Origin of the sequence: Faecalibacterium sp. Marseille-Q4896 (genome assembly GCF_017377615.1) — a bacterium.
In the GTDB taxonomy this organism is placed as follows: Bacteria; Bacillota; Clostridia; order Oscillospirales; family Ruminococcaceae; genus Faecalibacterium; species Faecalibacterium taiwanense.
This window is the reverse complement of sequence record NZ_JAFREG010000009.1, coordinates 75,972-96,782: the sequence shown is the minus strand read 5'-3', so window position 1 is coordinate 96,782 and position 20,811 is coordinate 75,972. Positions and strand designations below refer to the sequence as shown.

Below are 20,811 nucleotides of genomic sequence, written 5' to 3'. Positions count from 1 at the left end.
TCAAATCGTAAGATTTGACGTTCTTTTTTGTGTAGGAAAGCGACTGCACACTTTCTGCACACCGTTTGCACATTTGCCCGAATCAACGGCGTTTCTGCGCAAGGTTTGCACAGCCTGCTTTCCTTTGCATCCACAAAATATCCTCTGGCTCAGAAATGCCGATTTCCATACTTGTACTTTAAATTCGCGTGTCTGTCGAAAATCATGAGGCTGCTCTTTCCCTTGAGATATCCCATAACGTAAGAAATGCTGTACTTCGGCGAAAAACTTATCAGCATATGGATATGGTCCGGGCAGGCTTCTGCTTCAATTATTTCAATATCCTTTTGCTCGCATAGTTTGCGAAGTATCTGACCAATATCTTTTTTGATTTGGCCATATATCACCATTCTCCGATATTTCGGTGCAAACACTACATGGTATTGACATCTCCATGTCGTATGGCTTAAACTATCTACGTCTTTGTTATTTTTCATTTCAAAGATAAACCTCTCTGTTCCTAGAATGTGGTTGGCAAACCCACACTCTATTCTACAGAGAGGTTTCTCTTTGTCTAGGGCTAAAGCCGTTTTTATTCCGCCAGCTTAGCTGGTGGTTTTTCTTCACTCAAGTTCTTAATAAGTAAAAGACGGGGTGCTGCACAAATGCACAGCACCCCGTCTTTTATTTGTGTTCATCTGCGCCCGGCTTATAGAGCAGCTCCAGATAGGGGTGCTTCCGGATGGCGGCAACCACCTCATCCAGGCGGGTCGCGCAGAAATTCTGGCAGCATAGAGTTTGTGCCGATAGAAATTTTGCGTACAGTAGATTTTGGAAATCTTCTTTGATGCCGCAAATCGTAGGCGGTGCCCATGGTTAGATAGATCTCGTCCTGCGGCAGAAGATCAATAAAATTGCGATAATAAACTATTCGCCCAGATGCCAGATGTCGCGGTTGTACTCGGCAATGGTGCGGTCGGAGGAGAACATGCCCGCTTTGGCAATGTTCACCAGACACTTGCGCCGCCAGCCTTTCGGGTCGCAGGCGTAATCACTGAGGGCCTGCCCCTTGCGCACAACGTAGGCGTTGAAGTCCGGCAGGGTCTGGAACCAGTCTTTATGGATCAGCTCGTTGTGCAGGCGGGTCAGGTTTTCGGCGTGACCGGCGGCCAGCATCTCCGGGCCGGTGAGGAAGTTGATGGCGCGGCGGATGTTGACATCGCCCTCCACCCACTGGGCGGGGTCGTAGTCGCCCACGGCGTAGCGGTGGATGACCTGATCGGAGGTCTGGCCGAAGATATAGATGTTCTCCTCGCCCACCTGCTGGCTGATCTCCACATTGGCACCGTCCATGGTGCCCAGCGTCAGCGCGCCGTTCAGCATGAACTTCATGTTGCCGGTGCCGGAAGCTTCCTTGGAGGCAAGGCTGATCTGCTCGGACAGGTCGCAGGCGGGGATCAGCTTTTCGGCGGCGGTAACGTTGTAGTTCTCCACGAACACCACCTGCAGCCACTTGGACACTTCCGGGTCTGCGGCAATGACCTTGGACAGGGTCAGCAGCGCATGGATGATGTCCTTTGCAATGGTGTAGGCAGGTGCTGCCTTGGCACCGAAGATGCTCACCAGCGGAGCAGCGGGCAGGTGCCCGGCCTTGATCTCGTAGTACTGATGGATGAGGTACAGCAGGTTCAGCTGCTGGCGCTTATACTCGTGCAGGCGCTTGGACTGGATATCGAACACAGCATCGGTGTTCACGCTCACCTTCTGGGTGCGCAGCAGCCAGTCTGCCAGTGCTTCCTTGTTGGCCTTTTTCACAGCGGTCAGCTGCTCCAGCACAGCTTCGTCGTCAGCAAAAGCCATCAGCTTTTCCAGCTCGGCGGCATCCTTACGGAAGCCGGAGCCGATGTGCTGTTCCAGCGCGGCGGTCAGGCGGGGGTCGCATTCCAGCAGCCAGCGGCGGAAGGTGATGCCGTTGGTCTTATTGTTGAACTTTTCCGGGTACAGCTCGTAGAAGCCGTGCAGCTCGGATTTTTTCAAAATCTCGGTGTGCAGCGCCGCCACGCCGTTGGTGGAGTGGGTGAAGTGGATGTCCATGTGGGCCATGTGCACCCGGTCGTCTTTGTCGATGATGGCAAGGCTCTCGTCCTTGGTGCGGGTGCGGGCCAGTGCGTCCAGCTTTTCGATAATGGGCATCAGCTGGGGCACCACGGCATCCAGATAGGCGCGGGGCCACTTTTCCAGCGCTTCGGCCAGAATGGTGTGGTTGGTGTAGGCGCAGGTCTTTGTGACGATCTTTACGGCTTCCTCAAATTCGATGCCCTTTTCGCCCAGCAGCCGGATCAGCTCCGGGATGACCATGCTGGGGTGGGTGTCGTTGATCTGGATGGCGGCGTAGTCGGCCAGATCATGGTAATCGCAGCCCCGGGCGGCACACTCGGCCAGAATGAGCTGGGCACCGGCAGAAACCATCAGGTACTGCTGGTACACCCGCAGGCGGCGGCCTGCCTCATCGGAATCGTCCGGGTAGAGGAAGAGGGTCAGGTTCTTGTCGATGGCAGTTTTATCGAAGGCAATGCCGTCATGGACGATGCTCTCATCAATGGTGTCAAGGTCAAACAGGTTCAGGGTGTTGGTGCGGCCCTCGTAGCCGGTGACGGCCAGCTTGTACAGCCGGGCGGTGTACTCCTTGCCCGCCAGCTCCACCGGGTAGGTGATGTCGGTCTTTTCCGCCCAGCTGTGGGCGGTGAGCCACGGGTCGGGCTTTTCGTTCTGCACGCCGTTCTCAAAGGACTGGTGGAACAGGCCGAAGTGATACCGCAGGCCCACGCCGTCGCCGGGCAGGTTCAGCGTTGCCAGAGAGTCGAGGAAGCAGGCAGCCAGACGGCCCAGACCGCCGTTGCCCAGAGAAGGTTCCGGCTCCACCTCTTCGATATCGGAAAGGCTCTTGCCGACGGCAGCCAGTGCATCGCGGGCTTCATCGTACAGTCCCAGATTGATGAGGTTGTTGGACAGCAGCTTGCCGATGAGAAATTCGGCGCTGATATAGTACAGCTTGCGGCCGGTGACCGGCTGCACACGGTCGGCGCTCTTCTGCCGGACGAGTTCCAGCAGCGCGAGATACAGCTCCTGATTCGTGCAGTCTGCCAGCGGCTTGCCCGTGAGACCCTGTAACGTTTCGGTAAAGCTCATAAATGCATCCTCCTTTGTTAGGGTGTATCTGAAAAGTTGAAAATTTAGTCTATTTCTACAAGCACAGCCGGATCTTGCGTGAAACAGCCTTGGATCCCGCTTGTGCTTGCGAAATATTCGTCATTTTCTTTGTTTTCAAATACACCTTGCGGAAAACAGGTTTGACATCTGTACTTCCAGATATACCACATAAAACAATCAAAATCTTGCCTAAAAAGCGCAGACTGTGGTACAATCCTATCATCGGGAGGTGAAACAATGCAAAATCAGGCATCTTTGCAGGAGACCAAGCAGCATGGTGCCGTGCGGTTTCCCTTCAATCTGTATCCCTGCACCATTCCGGGGGACTTTCCGCAGGTGGCGCTCCACTGGCAGGAGAGCATGGAGCTGGTCTTTGTCAAGCGGGGCACAGGACTGGTGCAGGTGGGCGCTGAGAGCTGCCCGGCCCGCATGGGGGACATCTTTATTTTTACGCCCGGCACCCTCCATGCCCTGCGGCAGGCCGAGGGGCAGTGCATGGAATACGAAAATATCATTTTTGAGCTGGAGCTTCTGGGCGGCGCAGAGGACCTTTGTGCCGAGAAATATCTGCTTCCGCTGCAAAGCGGGCGCTTGTCGCTGCCTGCGCGGCTGACCCCGAACGATTTGTGCTATCTGCAGGCCGCCGCCTGCCTGCGGGAGGTGGAGGATGCCAACCGCGCCAAGCTCCCCGGCTACGAGCTGCAGGTCAAGGGGGCATTGCTGCGGTTTCTTGCCCTGCTCCTTGCACAGGGCCGGCAGCGGCTTGCCGCCGAGACAGCCGACACCCAGCGGCTGAAAACGCTCCTGCAATGGCTCTCGGCCCATTATACCGAGGAACTCCGGGTCGCCGATGCCGCCGGGGTCTGCTCCTTCAGTGCCAGCCACTTCATGCGGTGGTTCCGGCAGATGACCGGGCAGAGCTTTGTGGCCTTTCTGAACGAGTATCGGCTCAACGCCGCCGCCGAAGCGCTGCAGGCCACGGATGAGACGGTTCTGACCATCGCTTCCCGGTGCGGGTTTGAGAACCTCTCCTATTTTAACCGGGCGTTCAAGGCGCACTTCGGCATGACACCCCGGGAGTACCGGAAAAAATAAGCAAAACGAGGCCGTTCTGCCTCTCTGGAAAAGAGAGGAAACGGCCTCGTTTTTTGCACATCAGGCCTCCGGCGGCGGGCAGCAGCTCTCCCGTTGGATGAGCTTATGCGGCACGATGATCTTGGTTGCCAGAAGATTCGGGTTTTCGATGTGGTTGATCGAGCTGTTCCGTGCCGTGGAGCAGGCATTGGGCAAGCGGGAGATCATTGCAGAGGACCTTGGTTATATGAGCGAGACGGTCCGTCAGCTGGTGCGGGACAGCGGCTTCCCCGGCATGAAGGTGCTGGAATTTGCCTTTGACTCCCGCGACACCGGCAGTGCCAGCGACTATCTGCCCCACAACTACCCGGTGAACAGCGTGGCCTATACCGGCACCCACGACAACGAGACGCTGGTATCGTGGTATCAGACTGTCACCGATGCCGAGCGCGCCATGGTGCGGGACTATCTGTACGACTATGCCACCCCGGAGGAGCAGCTCTATAAAAGCATGATCGCACTGATCCTGCGCAGCGCAGCGGCGACCTGCATCGTTCCCATGCAGGACTGGCTGGGGCTGGACAACTCTGCCCGCATCAACAAGCCCTCCACCGTGGGCCAGAACTGGCGCTGGCGGCTGAAAAAGACCCAGCTGACAAAGAAGCTCCAAAAGGAGATCTGCCAGCTGACCACCCGCTACGGCCGGATGAACTGGGCGTAACAGTATAGTGTTCTGGACTTGATTTTGGAAAGTTTATTGCAGAATAGCGGCAGAAGTAATACTTATTCAAAAATAAAAACGACAAAGAACAAATAAAAAAGTACAGAATATGGATCGACCCGGTCGAACAGCTGGTTCACATAGTCATTCTGGGGGATGCCGATGGTCCACAGGCTGTACTTGTCATCCATGGGGATGATGCCCTTTGCCATCATGGTATTCACCACCGGGATGTGCAGCCGGTCGGTGCCCACTTGGCCGGTAATGGCCACCAGCGGCGCACCGTTCGGATAGGAGTGCGCGAGGCGCACCACAAAAAAGCACGAAGCAGCAATGCTTGGTGCTTTTTCTTTTTGACATGTGCCGCGGGATGCTTTATAATAAGATTGATTTCAGATGTCTGCGGGGCGGTGCGCCCTGCGGTAAAATTACGGCAAGCAAAAAAGGGAACTGCTATGAGAGAAGAAAAGGCCAGCGCATTGCCGCTGCTGCTGGACGTGCGCAGAATGGACGAAAATAACCGGGCTTACGCCTACCGTATGCTGCGCAAAAATATTATGACCTTGCAGCTGCAGCCGGGCTGTCAGCTGAGCGAGGCCGAACTGTGCGAACAGCTGGCCATGAGCCGCACACCGGTACACGAAGCGCTGATGATGCTGAAAAGTGAGTGGCTTGTGGATGTTCTGCCGCAGCGCGGCAGCATTGTGTCCAAGATCAGCGTTCCATACCTGAACGAAGGCTTTGCCATGCGCCGCATTCTGGAACCGGCGCTGCTGCGCGGGCTGGCCGGAAAGCTGACAAGGGAACAGCTGAACGAATTTCAGGAACTGCTGAACCGGCAGAACGAAGACCTTTATCTGGATCAGGATGCAGCAGATGACTTCTTCATCTCGCTGGATAACGACTTCCACAGGCTTTTGTACCACGATTCCGGCTACGACCGCATCTGGGAGGCTATGCACAACGTTACTTCCCATATGGACCGTGTGCGGTATCTGGACTCGGCCCTTTGCCGGGGAAATATTGCCTCGGTGCAGAAAGAGCACGAGCAGATCTTTGGCTACCTGCGGGACGGCCTGCCGCTGGACGTGGACGTAGAAGCCCTGTTTGAGCATCACCTTGGCATGTACCGCGAGAATTTCCAGAAGATATTGGAACGGTTCCCGGATTTCTTTGTACGGACATAAACCAAAAAGAGCACCCGCTGCTGACCCTTACAAGGCCATGGCAGGGGGGTGCTTTTTTGGTTCAATACGGATACGGCTTTACGCCGGGCTGCGGATATCAATTTACGACGGCAGTGTTTCTGATGGATTTTGCACCAGAAATGCTGCTTTTTCTGTTCAAAACCCGGAAAAACAGCAGTTTGTGCTCTTGAATTGCCCGAAAAGCTTGCAGGAATGCAGGTTTTTGTGGTAATATTTAAGATATGTTCCCGTTGAGGGGAAGAAAGAGAGGGGTAATCAAATGATCAATATCTGCATCATTGCCACCATTGTGATCTATCTGGTGGGAATGCTGCTGGTTGGCTTTGTCTACAGCAAATCCAACGAGGACAGCAGCGATTTCTACCTCGGCGGCCGCACGATGGGCCCGCTGGTCACGGCTATGAGCGCCGAAGCCAGCGATATGTCCAGCTGGCTGCTGATGGGTATGCCGGGCCTTGCATATCTCACCGGCATCGCGTCGCCGGGCTGGACGGCCATCGGCCTTGCTGTGGGCACATGGCTCAACTGGCTCATCGTGGCCCGCCGCCTGCGCCGCTACTCGGCCAATCTGGATGCCATCACGGTGCCGCAGTTCCTTTCCCTGCGGTTCCATGACCAGCGCAACCTGCTCAACGCGCTGGGCGCGGTCATCATCATCGTGTTCTTCATCCCGTACACCGCTTCCGGCTTTGCCGCCTGCGGCAAGCTGTTCAACAGCCTGTTTGGCGTGGATTACATGGCGGCCATGGTTCTGTCCGCTGTGGTCATCGTGGGCTACACCATCATGGGCGGCTTCCGCGCTGTGTCTACCACCGACCTGATCCAGTCCATTGTCATGAGCATGGCGCTGATCGCGGTGCTGGTGTATGGCGTCAACGTGGCAGGCGGCTGGGACGTGGTTCTGGACAACGCCCGCAGCCTGCCCGGCTACCTGACCATGGCTGCAAGCCACAATGCGGCAGACAACACCGCCACCTCTTACAGTCTGCTGGACATCGCGTCCACGCTGGCATGGGGTCTGGGCTACTTCGGCATGCCCCACATCCTGCTGCGCTTCATGGCCATTGAGGACGAAAAGAAGCTGGTGCTCAGCCGCCGCATTGCAAGCGTGTGGGTGGTCATTGCCATGACCGCTTCCATCGTCATCGGCATGGTGGGTCTGGGCATGACCAAGGCGGGCGCGCTGGAGTTCCTGAGCGGCTCTTCCAGCGAGACCCTGATCGTGCGCGTGGCCAGCCTGATCGCTCAGCACGGCGTGCTGGCAGCCATTCTGGCAGGTCTGATCCTTGCCGGCATCCTTGCCGCTACTATGTCCACCGCCGACAGCCAGATGCTGGCAGCGGCCTCCAGCGTATCCCAGAACATCCTGCAGGAGTTCGGCCACATGAAGCTGACCGAGAAGCAGAGCCTGTTCGCCGCCCGCCTGACCATCATCTGCATCAGCGTGGTGGGCGTGGTGCTGGCCCGCGACCCCAACTCCAGCGTGTTCGGCATCGTCAGCTTTGCATGGGCCGGCTTTGGCGGCTCCTTTGGCGCAGTGGTGCTGTGCTCCCTGTTCTGGAAGCGCTGCAACTGGCAGGGCGCTCTGGCCGGTATGCTCTCCGGCGGCCTGATGGTCTTTGTATGGAAGTACATCATCAGCCCGCTGGGCGGCGTGTTTGGCATCTACGAGCTGCTGCCTGCCTTCCTGATCTCTCTGGTGGTCTGTGTTGTGGTGAGCCTTGTCACCCCGGCACCCTCGGCAGAGATCGAGGCAGAGTTCGACGCTGCCAAGTAAAAACGATTTAAAATGCCCTCCGCTGCGCTCTGGGCATAGCAGCGGAAAAATGATTGATGCTTATGCAAAAGAGCAAAGCCGGCGGGCTTTGCTCTTTTGCTTTTTCACGGGTGGGGACGCAGAGGAAAGCGGCATTTAATTCAAAAGGATCAGCCATGCTTCGCAGCATGGAAGCAGAAATCCAAAACAGAAAAAGAACAGAAGATCCAGCACGAGCCGCATCAGACGGGTAAGCGGCGTGCCGAGAGACATGGCGTGAATGATAAAAAGATTCGCCTCACCCCAGCGCCGGTAGTAACCGGTTTGCTCAAAATTGTTCCAGAGTTCAAGAGATAGAAATTCAAATCCGGCAAACAATGGAAAAATGACCAGGGAGGACATCCAGCCGTCGGCCTGAAGCAAACCATCGCTGAGAGTCCGCCAGTGTACAGCTAATCTGCCTGGACAGGCAAAAATTCCCCACAGGGCAAGTGCAATGCTTAATGCAAGAAGAGCAGTACGCACAGAATGCCAGTCTACAGTGTGCTGGCGGCGCAGCATGGTGAAAAAATCTTCCAGAGGAACGGGAGGAGTGTCATCTTTTTGACGGGAGTCATGACAGTGCATCAGGTCAGCGAGGGTCAGGCCCAGCACATCGGCCAGCGGCTCCAGCGTGTTGATGTCTGGCAGCCCGATGCCGCGTTCCCAGCGGCTGACGGCTTTATCCGTAACGTGAAGCTGCTGAGCCAGTTCGGCCTGCGTCATGTTCCGCTCCCGGCGCACTTGTGCAAGGAATGCACCAAATTCTTTTGCATCCATTCTGCTCACATCCTTTTCCACAGGATAACACAGGAATGTGGGAAATACAACCGACGGAGCGTTTACCTGCCAGTCTGCAGAACAAAAAGGACGTGCTCCCTTGCGGGAACACGTCCTTTTTTATCGCTTCAGTATCAGGCGGAGATCAGCTTACAGCTGGGGGCCGGCAGAGACCAGAGCCTTGCCGTGCTCGTTGCCCTCGTACTTCTTGAAGTTCTTGATGAAGCGGCTTGCCAGATCCTTGGCCTTCTCTTCCCACTGGGAAGCGTCAGCATAGGTGTCGCGAGGATCCAGAATGCCGGTGTCCACGCCGTTCAGCACGGTGGGAACTTCGAAGTCGAAGTAGGGGATCTTCTTGGTGGGCACATTGTTGATGTCGCCGTTCAGGATGGCGTCGATGATGCCGCGGGTATCCTTGATGGAGATGCGCTTGCCGGTGCCGTTCCAGCCGGTGTTGACCAGATAAGCCTTAGCGCCGCTCTTCTGCATCTTCTTGACCAGCTCCTCAGCATACTTGGTGGGGTGCAGCTCCAGGAAGGCCTGGCCGAAGCATGCAGAGAAGGTGGGGGTGGGCTCGGTGATGCCGCGCTCGGTGCCTGCCAGCTTTGCAGTGAAGCCGGACAGGAAGTAGTACTGGGTCTGCTCGGGGCTCAGGATGGAGACCGGGGGCAGAACGCCGAATGCGTCAGCAGACAGGAAGATGACGTTCTTTGCAGCGGGTGCAGAAGAAATGGGGCGGACGATGTTCTTGATGTGGTTGATGGGGTAGGACACACGGGTGTTCTCGGTAACGCTCTTATCGGCGAAATCGATGTGGCCCTCGGCATCCAGAGTGACGTTCTCCAGCAGAGCGTTGCGCTTGATGGCGTTGTAGATATCGGGCTCGGAGTCCTTATCCAGGTTGATGACCTTTGCGTAGCAGCCGCCCTCGAAGTTGAACACGCCGTTGTCGTCCCAGCCGTGCTCGTCATCGCCGATCAGCAGACGCTTGGGATCGGTGGACAGGGTGGTCTTGCCGGTGCCGGACAGACCGAAGAAGATGGCGGTGTTCTCGCCGTTCAGGTCGGTGTTGGCAGAGCAGTGCATGGAAGCCATGCCCTTCAGCGGCAGGAAGTAGTTCATCATGGAGAACATGCCCTTCTTCATCTCGCCGCCGTACCAGGTGTTCACGATGACCTGCTCCTTGCTGGTGATGTTGAACACAACAGCAGTCTCAGAGTTCAGGCCCAGCTCCTTGTAGTTCTCAACCTTGGCCTTGGATGCGTTGTAGACAACGAAATCGGGCTCAAAGTTCTCCAGCTCCTCAGCGGTGGGCTTGATGAACATGTTGGTGACAAAGTGTGCCTGCCATGCAACTTCCATGACAAAGCGGATGGCCATGCGGGTATCCTTGTTGGCACCGCAGAATGCATCCACCACGTACAGGCGCTTGTTGGACAGCTCCTTCTGAGCGATGGCCTTCACAGCAGCCCATGCTTCCTGAGAAGCGGGGTGGTTGTCGTTCTTGTACTCGTCGGAAGTCCACCACACGGTGTCCTTGGAGTTCTCGTCCATAACGATGAACTTGTCCTTGGGAGAACGGCCGGTGTAGATGCCGGTCATAACGTTCACAGCACCCAGCTCGCTGACCTGGCCCTTTTCGTAGCCTTCCAGACCGGGCTTGGTCTCTTCCTCGAACAGCTGCTCGTAGGAGGGGTTGTACACGATCTCAGTCGTGCCGGTAATGCCATACTTGGTAAGATCCAACTTTGCCATATTCGCTATACCTCTACTTTCGTTTGATCCATACGTCCTGTATAGGGCACAGCGTTTCCCGGCGGGCCGGGCGCTGCGCAGAAGGCTTGCAGTTTGTAAATGCAAATTCTCCTGTATACCATTATACATAAAAGTATCCCGAAATCAATAAACGAATCGTGCTATTTGCAGAAAAGAAACAAATTTCATTAAGAAATTTAACTGCCTGAAACAATTTCAGGAAACAAAAGCAGGGGGCAAGACCTGAAAAAATAAGGTGGAACGGCGGGAAAACAATTTTTTGATAAAATTTTGACGAGCTGGGATGCATGAAAAACCGAGCACAAAAACGGCCCTTCCCGCAAAACGGCGCGGCAGGGAAGAGCGGAACAGGATCCACAGCCCGATTTGTGCAAAATTTACGAGATTTTGACGATTTTTATGACAAAGAAGCTTTGCCTGTGGTATACTGTATCTGACAAAAGGACAGCCCCGCTTTTTCTGTGTGCTGCATATAAAAAGGAAAAAGATCATGAAGACCATCTACATCCTGCTCACCCGGTCGGGTACCCTGCTTTCAAACCTTGTTTACGCTGTTACCGGTGCAAATTATACCCACGCTTCGCTGGCTTTTGACGAAGACCTGAGCTGCCTGTACAGCTCTACCCGCAAAAACGGCTATACCATGTTCCCGGCAGGGCCCAGCAGGGAATACCTGAACCGGGGTGTGTTCCGTCTGCGGGAGAACGTGCCCTGCGCACTGTATGCGCTGGATGTGAGCGATGAAGCCTACACCCGTGCCCGCCGCCGTGCCGAGCACATGATGGCCCACGGCAGCCTTTACCAGTTCAACGTTATCGGTCTTGCGCTCTGCGGGATGCATATCCGCTGGAAGCGCCGCCGGCACTATTTCTGCTCCCAGTTCGTCAGCGAGGTGCTGGAAAAGAGCGGTGCCATGGAGCTGCCCAAGCACAGCACCCTGATGCACCCGAACGACTACACCCGGCTGGAAGAGCTGCGGTGCGTATACAAGGGTACACTGGCCGGCCTGCCGCAGCGCCAGCAGATGGAATTTGACCAGAACGATACGGTGATCGGCGTATATCTGGGGCTGGCGCTGGGCCTGTTCCACACCGGCGCGGCCCGGGTGCGGAAGATTTTTTGAAAAAATTGAATTTTTGTGTTGACAAAGCAGGCGTGCTATGCTAAAATAGCCAAGTCGGGAGCGAACACCCGATGCAAAATGGACGTATGGCCCGTTGGTCAAGCGGTTAAGACAGAGGCCTCTCACGCCTTTAACATCGGTTCGATTCCGGTACGGGTCACCATTTTATAGTAGTAAAACGGTCATGTGCCGTTTTATATAGATGCCTCTTTAGCTCAGTCGGTTAGAGCACCTGACTGTTAATCAGGGTGTCGCCTGTTCGAGTCAGGCAAGAGGCGCCAGCAAAGCGATGGAAGTTTTCCATCGCTTTTTTCTTTTTCTCCGGCCGCTTTTGTTGACAGAAAATGCGAGGCGGGATATACTTAAAGCATGTTTTAGAATTGAAAATTTGTTGGTGGGCGGATGCTTTTAAGAGCAGCATCCTCGCCCTCTCAGGCGCATTCGCGCCAGCTCCCCCAAAGTGGGAGCCTTTGGCAGTCTACACGAAGTATACCGTTATGCCAAGGCCTCTCCCTTTGGGAGAGGTGGATTTGCGGAGCAAAGACGGAGAGGGCGAGCCGCCTTCCGGCAAAATAAAGGAGAACATCATGAAAAAAATCATTCTGACCGGCGACCGTCCCACCGGCCGCCTGCATGTGGGCCACTATGTCGGTTCCCTGAAGGAGCGGGTGCGCCTGCAGAACTCCGGCGAGTACGATGAGATCTACGTTATGATCGCCGATGCACAGGCCCTGACCGATAACGCCGACAACCCGGAAAAGGTGCGCCAGAACATCCTGCAGGTGGCGCTGGATTATCTGGCTTGCGGCATCGACCCCGCCAAGACCCATATTTTCATCCAGTCCATGGTGCCGGAATTGACTGAGCTGAGCTTCTACTATATGAACCTCGTCACCGTGAGCCGCCTGCAGCGCAACCCCACCGTCAAGAGCGAGATCCATATGCGCAACTTTGAGACCAGCATCCCGGTGGGCTTCTTCTGCTACCCCATCAGTCAGGCGGCGGACATCACCGCCTTCCACGCCACCACCGTGCCTGCCGGTGAGGACCAGAAGCCCATGATCGAGCAGTGCTGCGAGATCGTGCGCAAATTCAACGCCGTTTACGGCGACACCCTGACCGAGCCGGAGATCGTGCTGCCCCAGAACGCCGCCTGCCTGCGCCTGCCCGGCACCGACGGCAAGGCCAAGATGAGCAAGAGCCTTGGCAACTGCATCTACCTGTCCGAGGAACCGGAGGACATCAAAAAGAAGGTCATGTCCATGTACACTGACCCCAACCACCTGCGGGTGCAGGACCCCGGCAAGGTGGAGGGCAACCCGGTGTTCATCTATCTGGACGCCTTCTGCCGCCCGGAGCACTTTGCCGAGTTCTGGCCGGAATACCAGAACCTCGACGAGGTAAAGGCGCACTACCAGCGCGGTGGCCTGGGCGATGTGAAGGTGAAAAAGTTCCTGAACAGCGTCATGCAGGCCGAGCTGGAGCCCATCCGCACCCGCCGCAAGGAGTGGGAGCAGCGCCTGCCCGAGGTGGTGGAGATCCTGAAGGAGGGCAGCGCTTATGCCGAAAAGACTGCCGCCGCCACGCTGGCCGAGGTGCGCAAGTCCATGCGGATCGATTACTTCGAGAATGACAACCTGTTGAAATAAAATCTATGAGAGTGTCCGGGATGCCGCAGGTGTTCCGGACACTCTTTTTATAGTTTACGAAAATTGCATAGAAAATGCGGTCAAACTGTGTTAAAATAGGGGCAATAAGTACAGAAAGCCCCCGCTCTGGGGGCGAGAGAAAAAAGGAAAATCACCATGCAAAAGACCATCTGGATCACTGGCGCAAGCTCCGGCATCGGGCAGGAGTTTGCACGCCGCTATGCAAAGCTGGGCTGCCGGCTTATCCTGACCGCCCGCCGCACCGACCGGCTGGAAGCGCTGGCCGCAAAGCTGGGCACGCCCTGCCGCATCCTGCCCGCAGACCTTGCCCGGGAGGAGGACTGCCAGCGCCTTTTCAAGGAGCTGGAGGGGGAGACCATTGATATCTTTATCAACAACGCGGGCTTTGGCGTGTGCGGCAGCTATCTGGAGACCGACGACGCCCGGGAAGAGGAAATGATCCGGGTGAATGTGGAAGCCATGGCGCGGCTGTTCCGCTTTGCGGTGCGCAGGATGCACGCGGCAGGCGGCGGCACCATCCTGAACGTGGCGTCCTCGGCGGGGCTGCTGCCCGGCGGGCCCTATATGGCGGGCTACTATGCCAGCAAGGCCTATGTGGTCAGCCTGACCCGGGGCGTTGCCCGGGAGCTGCAGGAGCTGCACAGCCCGGTCTACGTGTGTGCGCTCTGCCCGGGGCCGGTGGATACCGAGTTCAACGACCGGGCAGGGGTGGTGTTTGCCCTCAAGGGCATCACGCCGGAGTTCTGCGTACAGGAAGCCATGCACGGCATGATGCACCGCAGGACCATCATCGTGCCCTCGGCCTTTATGCGGGCATGCACCACGGCGCAGAAGCTGCTGCCTGCCTCCCTGCTGATGCCCATTGTGGCACGGCAGCAGAAAAAGAAGATGGGATGATATTCTGGATGGCTCAATATGGCTCTTGTCAACAAGCCCAAATTTTTCCGCCGAAATTGTGCGCACCGCTAATGGCTGAAACCGTGTATACAAGAAAAACCCGGGTTTTTGCAGCTTTGCACGACTTTTCACGAAAAAATTTCCCGGAAAATTAAAAATACAGCAAAAATGCAGAAGAAAATGCCTTGACAGAGCCCAAAAAGAATGTTACCCTGTATACAAGAAGGATGCTGAAATCGAGAGTTCGGCTTTTTGAGCGTCCTGCAGAGCAAAAACGGGGCTTCCCCGCAAAGGAACAATTTGATTGGAGGACTCTATTATGGCACAGTGCACTCCCAAATCTTTTGATCTGACCGGCAAGGTCGCGCTGATCACCGGCGCATCCTACGGCATCGGCATGGCTATTGCAAAGGCAATGGCAGCCAATGGCGCTACCATCGTGTTCAACGACATCAAGCAGGAGCTGGTGGATAAGGGCATCGCTGCTTACACAGAAGCAGGCATCAAGGCTCACGGCTACGTCTGCGACGTGACCGATGAGGATGCCGTCAACGCCATGGTGGCAAAGATCACCGAGGAAGTTGGCCACATCAACATTCTGGTCAACAACGCCGGTATCATCAAGCGCATCCCCATGACCGAGATGAGCGCTGCTCAGTTCCGTCAGGTCATCGATGTTGACCTGAACGCTCCCTTCATCGTGGCAAAGGCCATCATCCCCGACATGATCGCACAGGGCGGCGGCAAGATCATCAACATCTGCTCCATGATGAGCGAGCTGGGCCGTGAGACCGTCTCCGCCTACGCTGCAGCCAAGGGCGGCCTGAAGATGCTCACCAAGAACATCGCTTCTGAGTACGGCGCATACAACATCCAGTGCAACGGCATTGGACCCGGCTACATCGCTACCCCGCAGACCGCACCTCTGCGCGAGATCCAGCCCGACGGCAGCCGTCATCCCTTCGACCAGTTCATCGTTGCTAAGACCCCCGCAGGCCGCTGGGGCGAGGCAGAGGATCTGGGCGGACCTGCTGTCTTCCTGGCATCCGAGGCTTCTGACTTTGTCAATGGCCTGATCCTGTACGTCGATGGCGGCATTCTGGCTTACATCGGCAAGCAGCCTCAGTAATGGCTGAGGATATCCCAAAGGACTGAGCACGGCGGCAGCCGGGCAGGCTTTGCCTGCTGGCTGCCGCTTTTTGTGTTTGTATGGGAAAGGATGTTATGTTATAATGGAAAAACAGCATAAAGACGCAGTATGGGTGCCCCATGCCGAGATCGAGCCGGAGGTGTGCGGCAAGGGCGTAAAGCGCCGCATTCTGGCCTACAGCAAGGATGCCATGTGCGTGGAAAATACCTTTGAGACCGGCGGTGTGGGTGCCATGCACTGCCACCCGCACACGCAGGTCACCTACATCGTCTCCGGCCGCTACCGCTTTACCATCGGCGACGAGACCCGCGAGGTGGGCCCCGGCGACACCCTGCTCAAGCAGGACGGCGTGATGCACGGCTGTGTGTGTCTGGAAGGCGGCGTGATGCTGGACTTCTTTACCCCCATGCGCGAGGACTTTGTATAACACCTGCACCTGCAGGAGAAGATCATAAAAGGAGAAGAAACTACTATGAAGATCGCACTCATCAACGAGAACAGTCAGGCCGCCAAGAATGGCATCATTGAAGCTGCCCTGAAAAAGGTGGTGGAGCCCATGGGCTACGAGGTGGTCAACTACGGCATGTACGCTGCCGACGATGCTGCCCAGCTGACCTATGTGCAGTGTGGCATTCTGGCTGCCATCCTGCTGAACAGCGGCGCAGCCGATTACGTCATCACCGGCTGCGGCACCGGCGAGGGTGCCATGCTGGCTCTGAACAGCTTCCCCGGCGTGATCTGCGGCCATGTGGAGGACCCTGTGGATGCCTATACCTTTGCCCACGTGAACGACGGCAACGCCGTTGCCATGCCGTTTGCCAAGGGCTTCGGCTGGGGCGGTGAGCTGAACCTTGAGTACTGCTTCGAGAAACTGTTCGGCTTCGGCCACGGTCAGGGCTACCCCAAGGAGCGCGTGGAGCCTGAGCAGCGCAACAAGAAGATCCTGGACGGCGTGCGTGCCGCTACCTTCAAGCCGCTGATCGAGTGCCTGAAGAGCATCGATCAGGACCTGCTGAAGGGCGCTGTGGCCGGTGCAAAGTTCAGCGAGCTGTTCTTCGCCTCCTGCAAGGACGAGGAGCTGGCAGCATACGTCAAGACGCTGCTGTAAGAGGATGCTGCTATGGGCTGGCTTTATCATCTGAACGCAGGCATTACCCATGGACTGGAAGGCTTTCTGGAGACCGCAGTGCCCATGATCGCGGGCCTTGCCGAAGTGATCGGTCTGTTCATCATCGTCACCAGTCTTATCAAGGCCACCTACCACTATGTGCGGGCGACCTTCTTCCATGACCACCATGATTTCCACCACGAGATGAGCAGCGGCCTGACCACGGCGCTGGAATTCCTGATGTCGGCGGAGATCGCAAAGACCTTCCTTTTGCAGAATCTGGAGTCGGTGGTGCCGCTGGCTGCCACCTTTGCGCTGCGCGCCATGATGAGCCTGATGCTGCACTGGGAAATGCAGGGCGGACATCGCTCCGGCCGCAAAAAAGCAGAAAACGACACAGAAACGGAAAAGAATGACTAGTGCGCAGCTGAAAACAGAGTTTTGCCAAACTTTTGCCGTGATAACTTTCTTTGCGTTGTGAAAAACGTAAAACCTTGACATGAGCCCTTGACACTTTTGCACAAAGGGACTATACTCTTGCCATCGAAAGCAAAGGCGCTGACGGAAGAGATTCCGCCAGCGCCTTTTGTGTTTTCGGGGATATTGCCGCTCGGGGGAGGATAGAGGGTCTCCTGAGTGCAAATGAAGCGTTCCTGCGTGCGATCGGCACGGGGAACACCGCACACGCCAAAAGGTTCTGGTGGCCTTGCGGCATCACATTCGTGGGAGGTATGGAAAGTTATGTTCAGCTCCGTCAACACCTGTTGGACGCTCGTGGGAGCGTTCCTCGTCTACTTCATGCAGGCGGGCTTCGCCTTGTGCGAAGCCGGTTTCACCCGTGCCAAGAACACCGGTAATATTCTGATGAAGAATATGATGGACTTCTGCATCGGCACCCCGTGCTACTGGATCATCGGCTTTGGCCTGATGTTCGGCGGCACCGGCGCACTGATCGGCGGCTTCGACCCGTTCATTCAGGGCGATTACAGCCATCTGGGTCTGGATATCCCGCTGTGGGTCTACATCGTGTTCCAGACCGTGTTCTGCGCAACGGCCGCCACCATCGTTTCCGGCTCCATGGCCGAGCGCACCAACTTCAAGGCTTACTGCGTTTATTCTGCTGCGATCTCGCTGGTGGTCTACCCCATCTGCGGCCACTGGATGTGGGGCGGCGGCTGGCTGCAGAGCATGGGCTTCCATGATTTTGCAGGCTCTGCAGCAGTCCACAATGTGGGCGGTGTCATCGCTCTGCTGGGCGCATGGATGCTGGGTCCCCGCATCGGCAAGTACGACAAGAACGGCAAGCCTCACGCCATTCCCGGCCACAACCTGACCGCCGGTGCTCTGGGCGTGTTCATCCTGTGGTTCTGCTGGTTCGGCTTCAACGGCGGCTCCTCTCTGAGCCTTGCCACCGACGAGGCCATGACCATGACCGGTCTGGTCTGCTTCAACACCAACCTTGCCGCAGCCGTTGCCACCTGTGTGACTATGATCTTCACCTGGCTGCGCTACGGAAAGCCCGATGTCTCCATGACCCTGAACGGTTCTCTGGCCGGTCTGGTGGCGATCACTGCAGGCTGCGATACCGTTTCTCCCTTCGGCGCATTCTTCATCGGCTTTGTGGCCGGCTTGCTCGTTGTTCTGAGCGTTGAGTTCTTCGATAACATCGCCAAGGTGGATGACCCTGTTGGTGCAGTTTCCGTCCACTTTGCAAACGGCGTGTGGGGCACCATTGCGGTGGGCCTGTTCTCCACCGGTGCCAACACCGAGCACGCAGGTCTCTTCTACGGCGGCGGTCTGGCACAGCTGGGCACCCAGCTGCTGGGCCTCGTTACCGTTGACATCTACGTTGTCGTTGTGATGTTCATTATCTTCAAGCTCATCGATAAGTTCATCGGCCTGCGCGTTCCCGCAGAGGTGGAGATCGACGGTCTGGATATCCACGAGCATGGTCTGGCATCCGCTTACGCTGGTTTCTCCATCTCCGATGCAAACTCTGCTGCCATGGTGCCCAACGAGAACACCGACCTCGGCGAGGACGATGTGACCAAGGCCACCGACAAGCAGATCAGCGCTGCCGTTCCTGTGGTGCGCGAGCCTTCGCCCGTGATTCACGATGGCGTGTACGACACCGGTATGCACAAGGTGTCCATCATTGCAAAGCTTTCCAAGTTCGATCAGCTCAAGACTGCCCTCAACGATCTGGGCGTTACCGGCATGACCGTCACGCAGGTGATGGGCTGCGGCATCCAGAAGGGCACTTCCGAAAAGTACCGCGGCGTGCCTGTGGATACCACCCTGCTGCCCAAGATCAAGGTGGAGGTGATCGTCTCCAAGATCAGCGTGGACGCTGTGGTGGAGGCTGCCAAGAAGGCACTGTACACCGGACACATCGGCGACGGCAAGATCTTTGTGTACAACGTGACCCGCGTGGTCAAGATCCGCACCGGCGAAGAGGACTTTGCCGCCCTGCAGGATGTGGAGTAAAACTCCAAAATCTCTAATGGCAACCAAATCAAAAGCCCCGCTTCTGCGCACAAAGAAGCGGGGCTTTTGGCATTTGTTTTACCGGGTATGTAAAAGTTGTATAATATCCTTTGCCGTTCTTTGGTTGACATTGATAGAAAAACATGTTATGTTTTGGCGCATATAGACAAAATCAGATCGAAAATAAGAGAGGTGCGGGGAAGAAACATGTGGAAAATAAAGGAATGGTTCCTGCATTATAAGGAAGCGATCCGGGTCTCGCTTCTGGCACTGTTCCGGTGGACGCTTCTGGCTGTGTGCACCGGCGTGCTGTGCGGCGGTATCGGAACGCTGTTCCATCTGGCAGTGGAATGGGTGACCGAGCAGCGCGCAGAGCAGGTCTGGCTGCTATGGCTTCTGCCTGCGGCAGGCATTGCCATTACGGCTCTGTATAAGGCGACAGGCTGTGTCGGCAAGGGCACCAACGATGTGCTGCGGGCCGTGCAGGACGGCAGCTCGGTGACGCCGTGGCTGGTCCCGGCCATCTTTCTGGGCACTGTGCTCACCCATCTGTGCGGCGGCTCGGCCGGCCGCGAGGGCGCAGCGCTGCAGATGGGCGGCAGCATCGGCTGGAATATCGGCCGGGTGCTGCACTTCAACAATCATGACTGCCGCACGGCTACCGTGTGCGGCATGGCGGCATTTTTTTCGGCGCTGTTCGGTACACCGCTGACCGCGACCCTGTTTGCGATGATGGTGGTGGATGTGGGCCTGATGCTGACCGTGGCCTTCGTGCCGGGCTTTCTGGCGGCGCTCATTGCATACAGCATCTCGCTGAAGGCCGGCATTGCGCCCACACGGTTTGTGATGGAAGCGCCGCCGCTGGATGCCCGGACGGTGGTGCGCACCGCCGTGCTGGCCATGTGCTGCGCGGTGGTGGCGGTGATTTTCTGCCAGATGCTGCACTTTTTTGAGCATAAGATCCCCAAACTGCTGCCGAATCCGTGGGTGCGGGCTGCTGCAGGCGGTGCGGCTGTGGTGGCGCTGTCCTACCTGATGGGGGTGGGCCGCTATAACGGTGCCGGCATGGATGTCATTATGGATGCCGTTGAGCTGGAGCAGGCTCTGCCGTGGGACTTTGTGTGCAAAATGGTGCTTACAGTGCTGACCCTGAGCGTGGGCTTCAAGGGCGGCGAAGTGGTGCCGAGTTTTTACATCGGCGCAACGTTTGGCTGCGTGGTGGGGCCGCTGCTGGGGCTCCCGGCGGGCTTTTCTGCTGCAGTGGGTCTGGTGTGCGTGTTCTGCGGGGCGACCAATACGCTGGTGGCTTCCATTGTACTGGCGGCTGAGCTGTTCAGCGGGGCCGGGTTTGAGCTGATGGCTCTGGCCTGCGGCCTGAGTTATATGTTCTCCGGCTATCACAGCCTGTATTCCAGTCAGGGGTTCCGCACCAGCAAGCTTTTTTCGGAATTCCTGCAGCCGAAGGAAGAAAAATGAAGAAAAAATTTCATGGCTGCGTCTCTTGATTTTTTCGGCGGGACGTGCTACAATCAGCGTAGTTTCATCCTGTAAAAGCGATGATGCGGACAAACTGAGTTCCTGTTTCTCCATGACCCAGAGAGGGCTGCCCCGCAAGGGCGCTGCAAGCAGCCTGTCATGTGCCGGAGCTCTACCACCGCAGAGCGCAGAGGAGAACCTCTGCCGGGTGCGCCCGTTACAGCACAGCGAGTGGCGTGCAGAAAAGCACGCAATTCGGGTGGAACCGTGGAACGTTTCTGATTTTTTCAGGCGCTTCATCCCGTGAGTAAGTGTGCGGGATGAAGCGCTTTTTTGTTTTACTTTATCAGTCAAAGG

At 56.6% G+C, this 20,811-nt stretch carries 18 protein-coding genes, 2 tRNA genes and 1 pseudogene; 15 read left to right on the top strand and 6 right to left on the bottom strand.

Translation table 11 applies throughout. From position 1 onward, the window contains the following. Nucleotides 1-152: 152 nt before the first annotated feature. Nucleotides 153-476 (bottom strand): annotated as a pseudogene (gene tnpA, locus J3348_RS12410) (IS200/IS605 family transposase); the annotation flags it as partial. Between the two features lie 430 nt (nucleotides 477-906). Continuing rightward, nucleotides 907-3,168 carry a glycogen/starch/alpha-glucan phosphorylase gene (locus tag J3348_RS12405; RefSeq protein WP_207699086.1) on the bottom strand — a complete coding sequence of 754 codons (2,262 nt, stop codon included), beginning with the start codon at nucleotides 3,166-3,168 and terminating at the stop codon, nucleotides 907-909. Between the two features lie 258 nt (nucleotides 3,169-3,426). Here J3348_RS12405 and J3348_RS12400 point away from each other — a divergent pair, with 258 nt between their 5' ends. Both J3348_RS12400 and J3348_RS12395 read left to right on the top strand, forming a co-directional pair. After that, nucleotides 3,427-4,284 carry an AraC family transcriptional regulator gene (locus tag J3348_RS12400; RefSeq protein WP_118528562.1) on the top strand — a complete coding sequence of 286 codons (858 nt, stop codon included), beginning with the start codon at nucleotides 3,427-3,429 and terminating at the stop codon, nucleotides 4,282-4,284. Nucleotides 4,285-4,432: 148 nt separating this feature from the next. After that, nucleotides 4,433-4,984, top strand: a complete 552-nt coding sequence (locus J3348_RS12395; RefSeq protein ID WP_343252081.1) for a 4-alpha-glucanotransferase — start codon at nucleotides 4,433-4,435, stop codon at nucleotides 4,982-4,984. A gap of 62 nt (nucleotides 4,985-5,046) precedes the next feature. Here J3348_RS12395 and J3348_RS14275 read toward each other — a convergent pair whose 3' ends face one another. Continuing rightward, nucleotides 5,047-5,298 carry a hypothetical protein gene (locus J3348_RS14275; RefSeq protein WP_242702986.1) on the bottom strand — a complete coding sequence of 84 codons (252 nt, stop codon included), beginning with the start codon at nucleotides 5,296-5,298 and terminating at the stop codon, nucleotides 5,047-5,049. 141 nt (nucleotides 5,299-5,439) lie between these two features. Here J3348_RS14275 and J3348_RS12385 point away from each other — a divergent pair, with 141 nt between their 5' ends. Then, nucleotides 5,440-6,171: a GntR family transcriptional regulator gene (locus J3348_RS12385; RefSeq protein ID WP_165852626.1), complete on the top strand. Its 732-nt coding sequence runs from the start codon at nucleotides 5,440-5,442 to the stop codon at nucleotides 6,169-6,171. Between the two features lie 280 nt (nucleotides 6,172-6,451). After that, complete coding sequence (locus J3348_RS12380; protein WP_207699085.1) at nucleotides 6,452-7,969, top strand: sodium/proline symporter; 1,518 nt, start codon at nucleotides 6,452-6,454, stop codon at nucleotides 7,967-7,969. A gap of 135 nt (nucleotides 7,970-8,104) precedes the next feature. On the opposite strand, the gene J3348_RS12375 is transcribed toward J3348_RS12380, so the two are convergent. The 3 genes from J3348_RS12375 to J3348_RS12365 form a co-directional block, all read right to left on the bottom strand. Then, the gene (locus tag J3348_RS12375) at nucleotides 8,105-8,767 is read right to left on the bottom strand and encodes a helix-turn-helix transcriptional regulator (protein WP_154256472.1); all 663 of its coding nucleotides are present in this window, start codon (nucleotides 8,765-8,767) and stop codon (nucleotides 8,105-8,107) included. A 150-nt stretch (nucleotides 8,768-8,917) separates the two neighbouring features. Then, entirely contained in the window at nucleotides 8,918-10,522 is a 1,605-nt protein-coding gene (gene pckA / locus J3348_RS12370) for a phosphoenolpyruvate carboxykinase (ATP) (protein ID WP_097774186.1), read from the bottom strand. Between the two features lie 216 nt (nucleotides 10,523-10,738). Continuing rightward, nucleotides 10,739-11,044, bottom strand: a complete 306-nt coding sequence (locus J3348_RS12365) for a hypothetical protein (protein WP_154256470.1) — start codon at nucleotides 11,042-11,044, stop codon at nucleotides 10,739-10,741. On the opposite strand from J3348_RS12365, the gene J3348_RS12360 reads away from it, so the two are divergent. From J3348_RS12360 to J3348_RS12310, 11 genes are all read left to right on the top strand, one after another. Further along, a complete protein-coding gene (locus J3348_RS12360; RefSeq protein ID WP_207699084.1) occupies nucleotides 11,034-11,666 on the top strand; it encodes a hypothetical protein in 633 nt (210 codons plus the stop codon). The two genes, J3348_RS12365 and J3348_RS12360, sit on opposite strands and share 11 nt — an antisense overlap. Before the next feature lie 88 nt (nucleotides 11,667-11,754). Continuing rightward, a tRNA-Glu gene (locus tag J3348_RS12355) sits at nucleotides 11,755-11,829 on the top strand. A gap of 41 nt (nucleotides 11,830-11,870) precedes the next feature. Then, nucleotides 11,871-11,947: transfer RNA gene (locus J3348_RS12350), tRNA-Asn, on the top strand. 306 nt (nucleotides 11,948-12,253) lie between these two features. Further along, complete coding sequence (gene trpS / locus J3348_RS12345) at nucleotides 12,254-13,315, top strand: tryptophan--tRNA ligase (protein ID WP_120121009.1); 1,062 nt, start codon at nucleotides 12,254-12,256, stop codon at nucleotides 13,313-13,315. 156 nt (nucleotides 13,316-13,471) lie between these two features. Beyond that, nucleotides 13,472-14,233 carry an SDR family oxidoreductase gene (locus tag J3348_RS12340; RefSeq protein ID WP_207699083.1) on the top strand — a complete coding sequence of 254 codons (762 nt, stop codon included), beginning with the start codon at nucleotides 13,472-13,474 and terminating at the stop codon, nucleotides 14,231-14,233. A gap of 319 nt (nucleotides 14,234-14,552) precedes the next feature. Continuing rightward, a complete protein-coding gene (locus J3348_RS12335) occupies nucleotides 14,553-15,362 on the top strand; it encodes a gluconate 5-dehydrogenase (RefSeq protein ID WP_005938335.1) in 810 nt (269 codons plus the stop codon). 103 nt (nucleotides 15,363-15,465) lie between these two features. Beyond that, nucleotides 15,466-15,810, top strand: coding sequence for a cupin domain-containing protein (locus J3348_RS12330; RefSeq protein WP_005938337.1), 345 nt, complete (start codon nucleotides 15,466-15,468; stop codon nucleotides 15,808-15,810). 45 nt (nucleotides 15,811-15,855) lie between these two features. Beyond that, complete coding sequence (locus tag J3348_RS12325; protein WP_207699082.1) at nucleotides 15,856-16,491, top strand: RpiB/LacA/LacB family sugar-phosphate isomerase; 636 nt, start codon at nucleotides 15,856-15,858, stop codon at nucleotides 16,489-16,491. 12 nt (nucleotides 16,492-16,503) lie between these two features. After that, complete coding sequence (locus J3348_RS12320) at nucleotides 16,504-16,911, top strand: DUF1622 domain-containing protein (protein ID WP_005938341.1); 408 nt, start codon at nucleotides 16,504-16,506, stop codon at nucleotides 16,909-16,911. Between the two features lie 321 nt (nucleotides 16,912-17,232). Further along, nucleotides 17,233-18,978 (top strand): ammonium transporter, encoded by a 1,746-nt coding sequence (locus J3348_RS12315; protein WP_097774182.1) that lies wholly within the window; start codon nucleotides 17,233-17,235, stop codon nucleotides 18,976-18,978. A gap of 207 nt (nucleotides 18,979-19,185) precedes the next feature. Beyond that, nucleotides 19,186-20,454, top strand: coding sequence for a chloride channel protein (locus J3348_RS12310; protein WP_207699081.1), 1,269 nt, complete (start codon nucleotides 19,186-19,188; stop codon nucleotides 20,452-20,454). Nucleotides 20,455-20,811 lie beyond the last annotated feature (357 nt).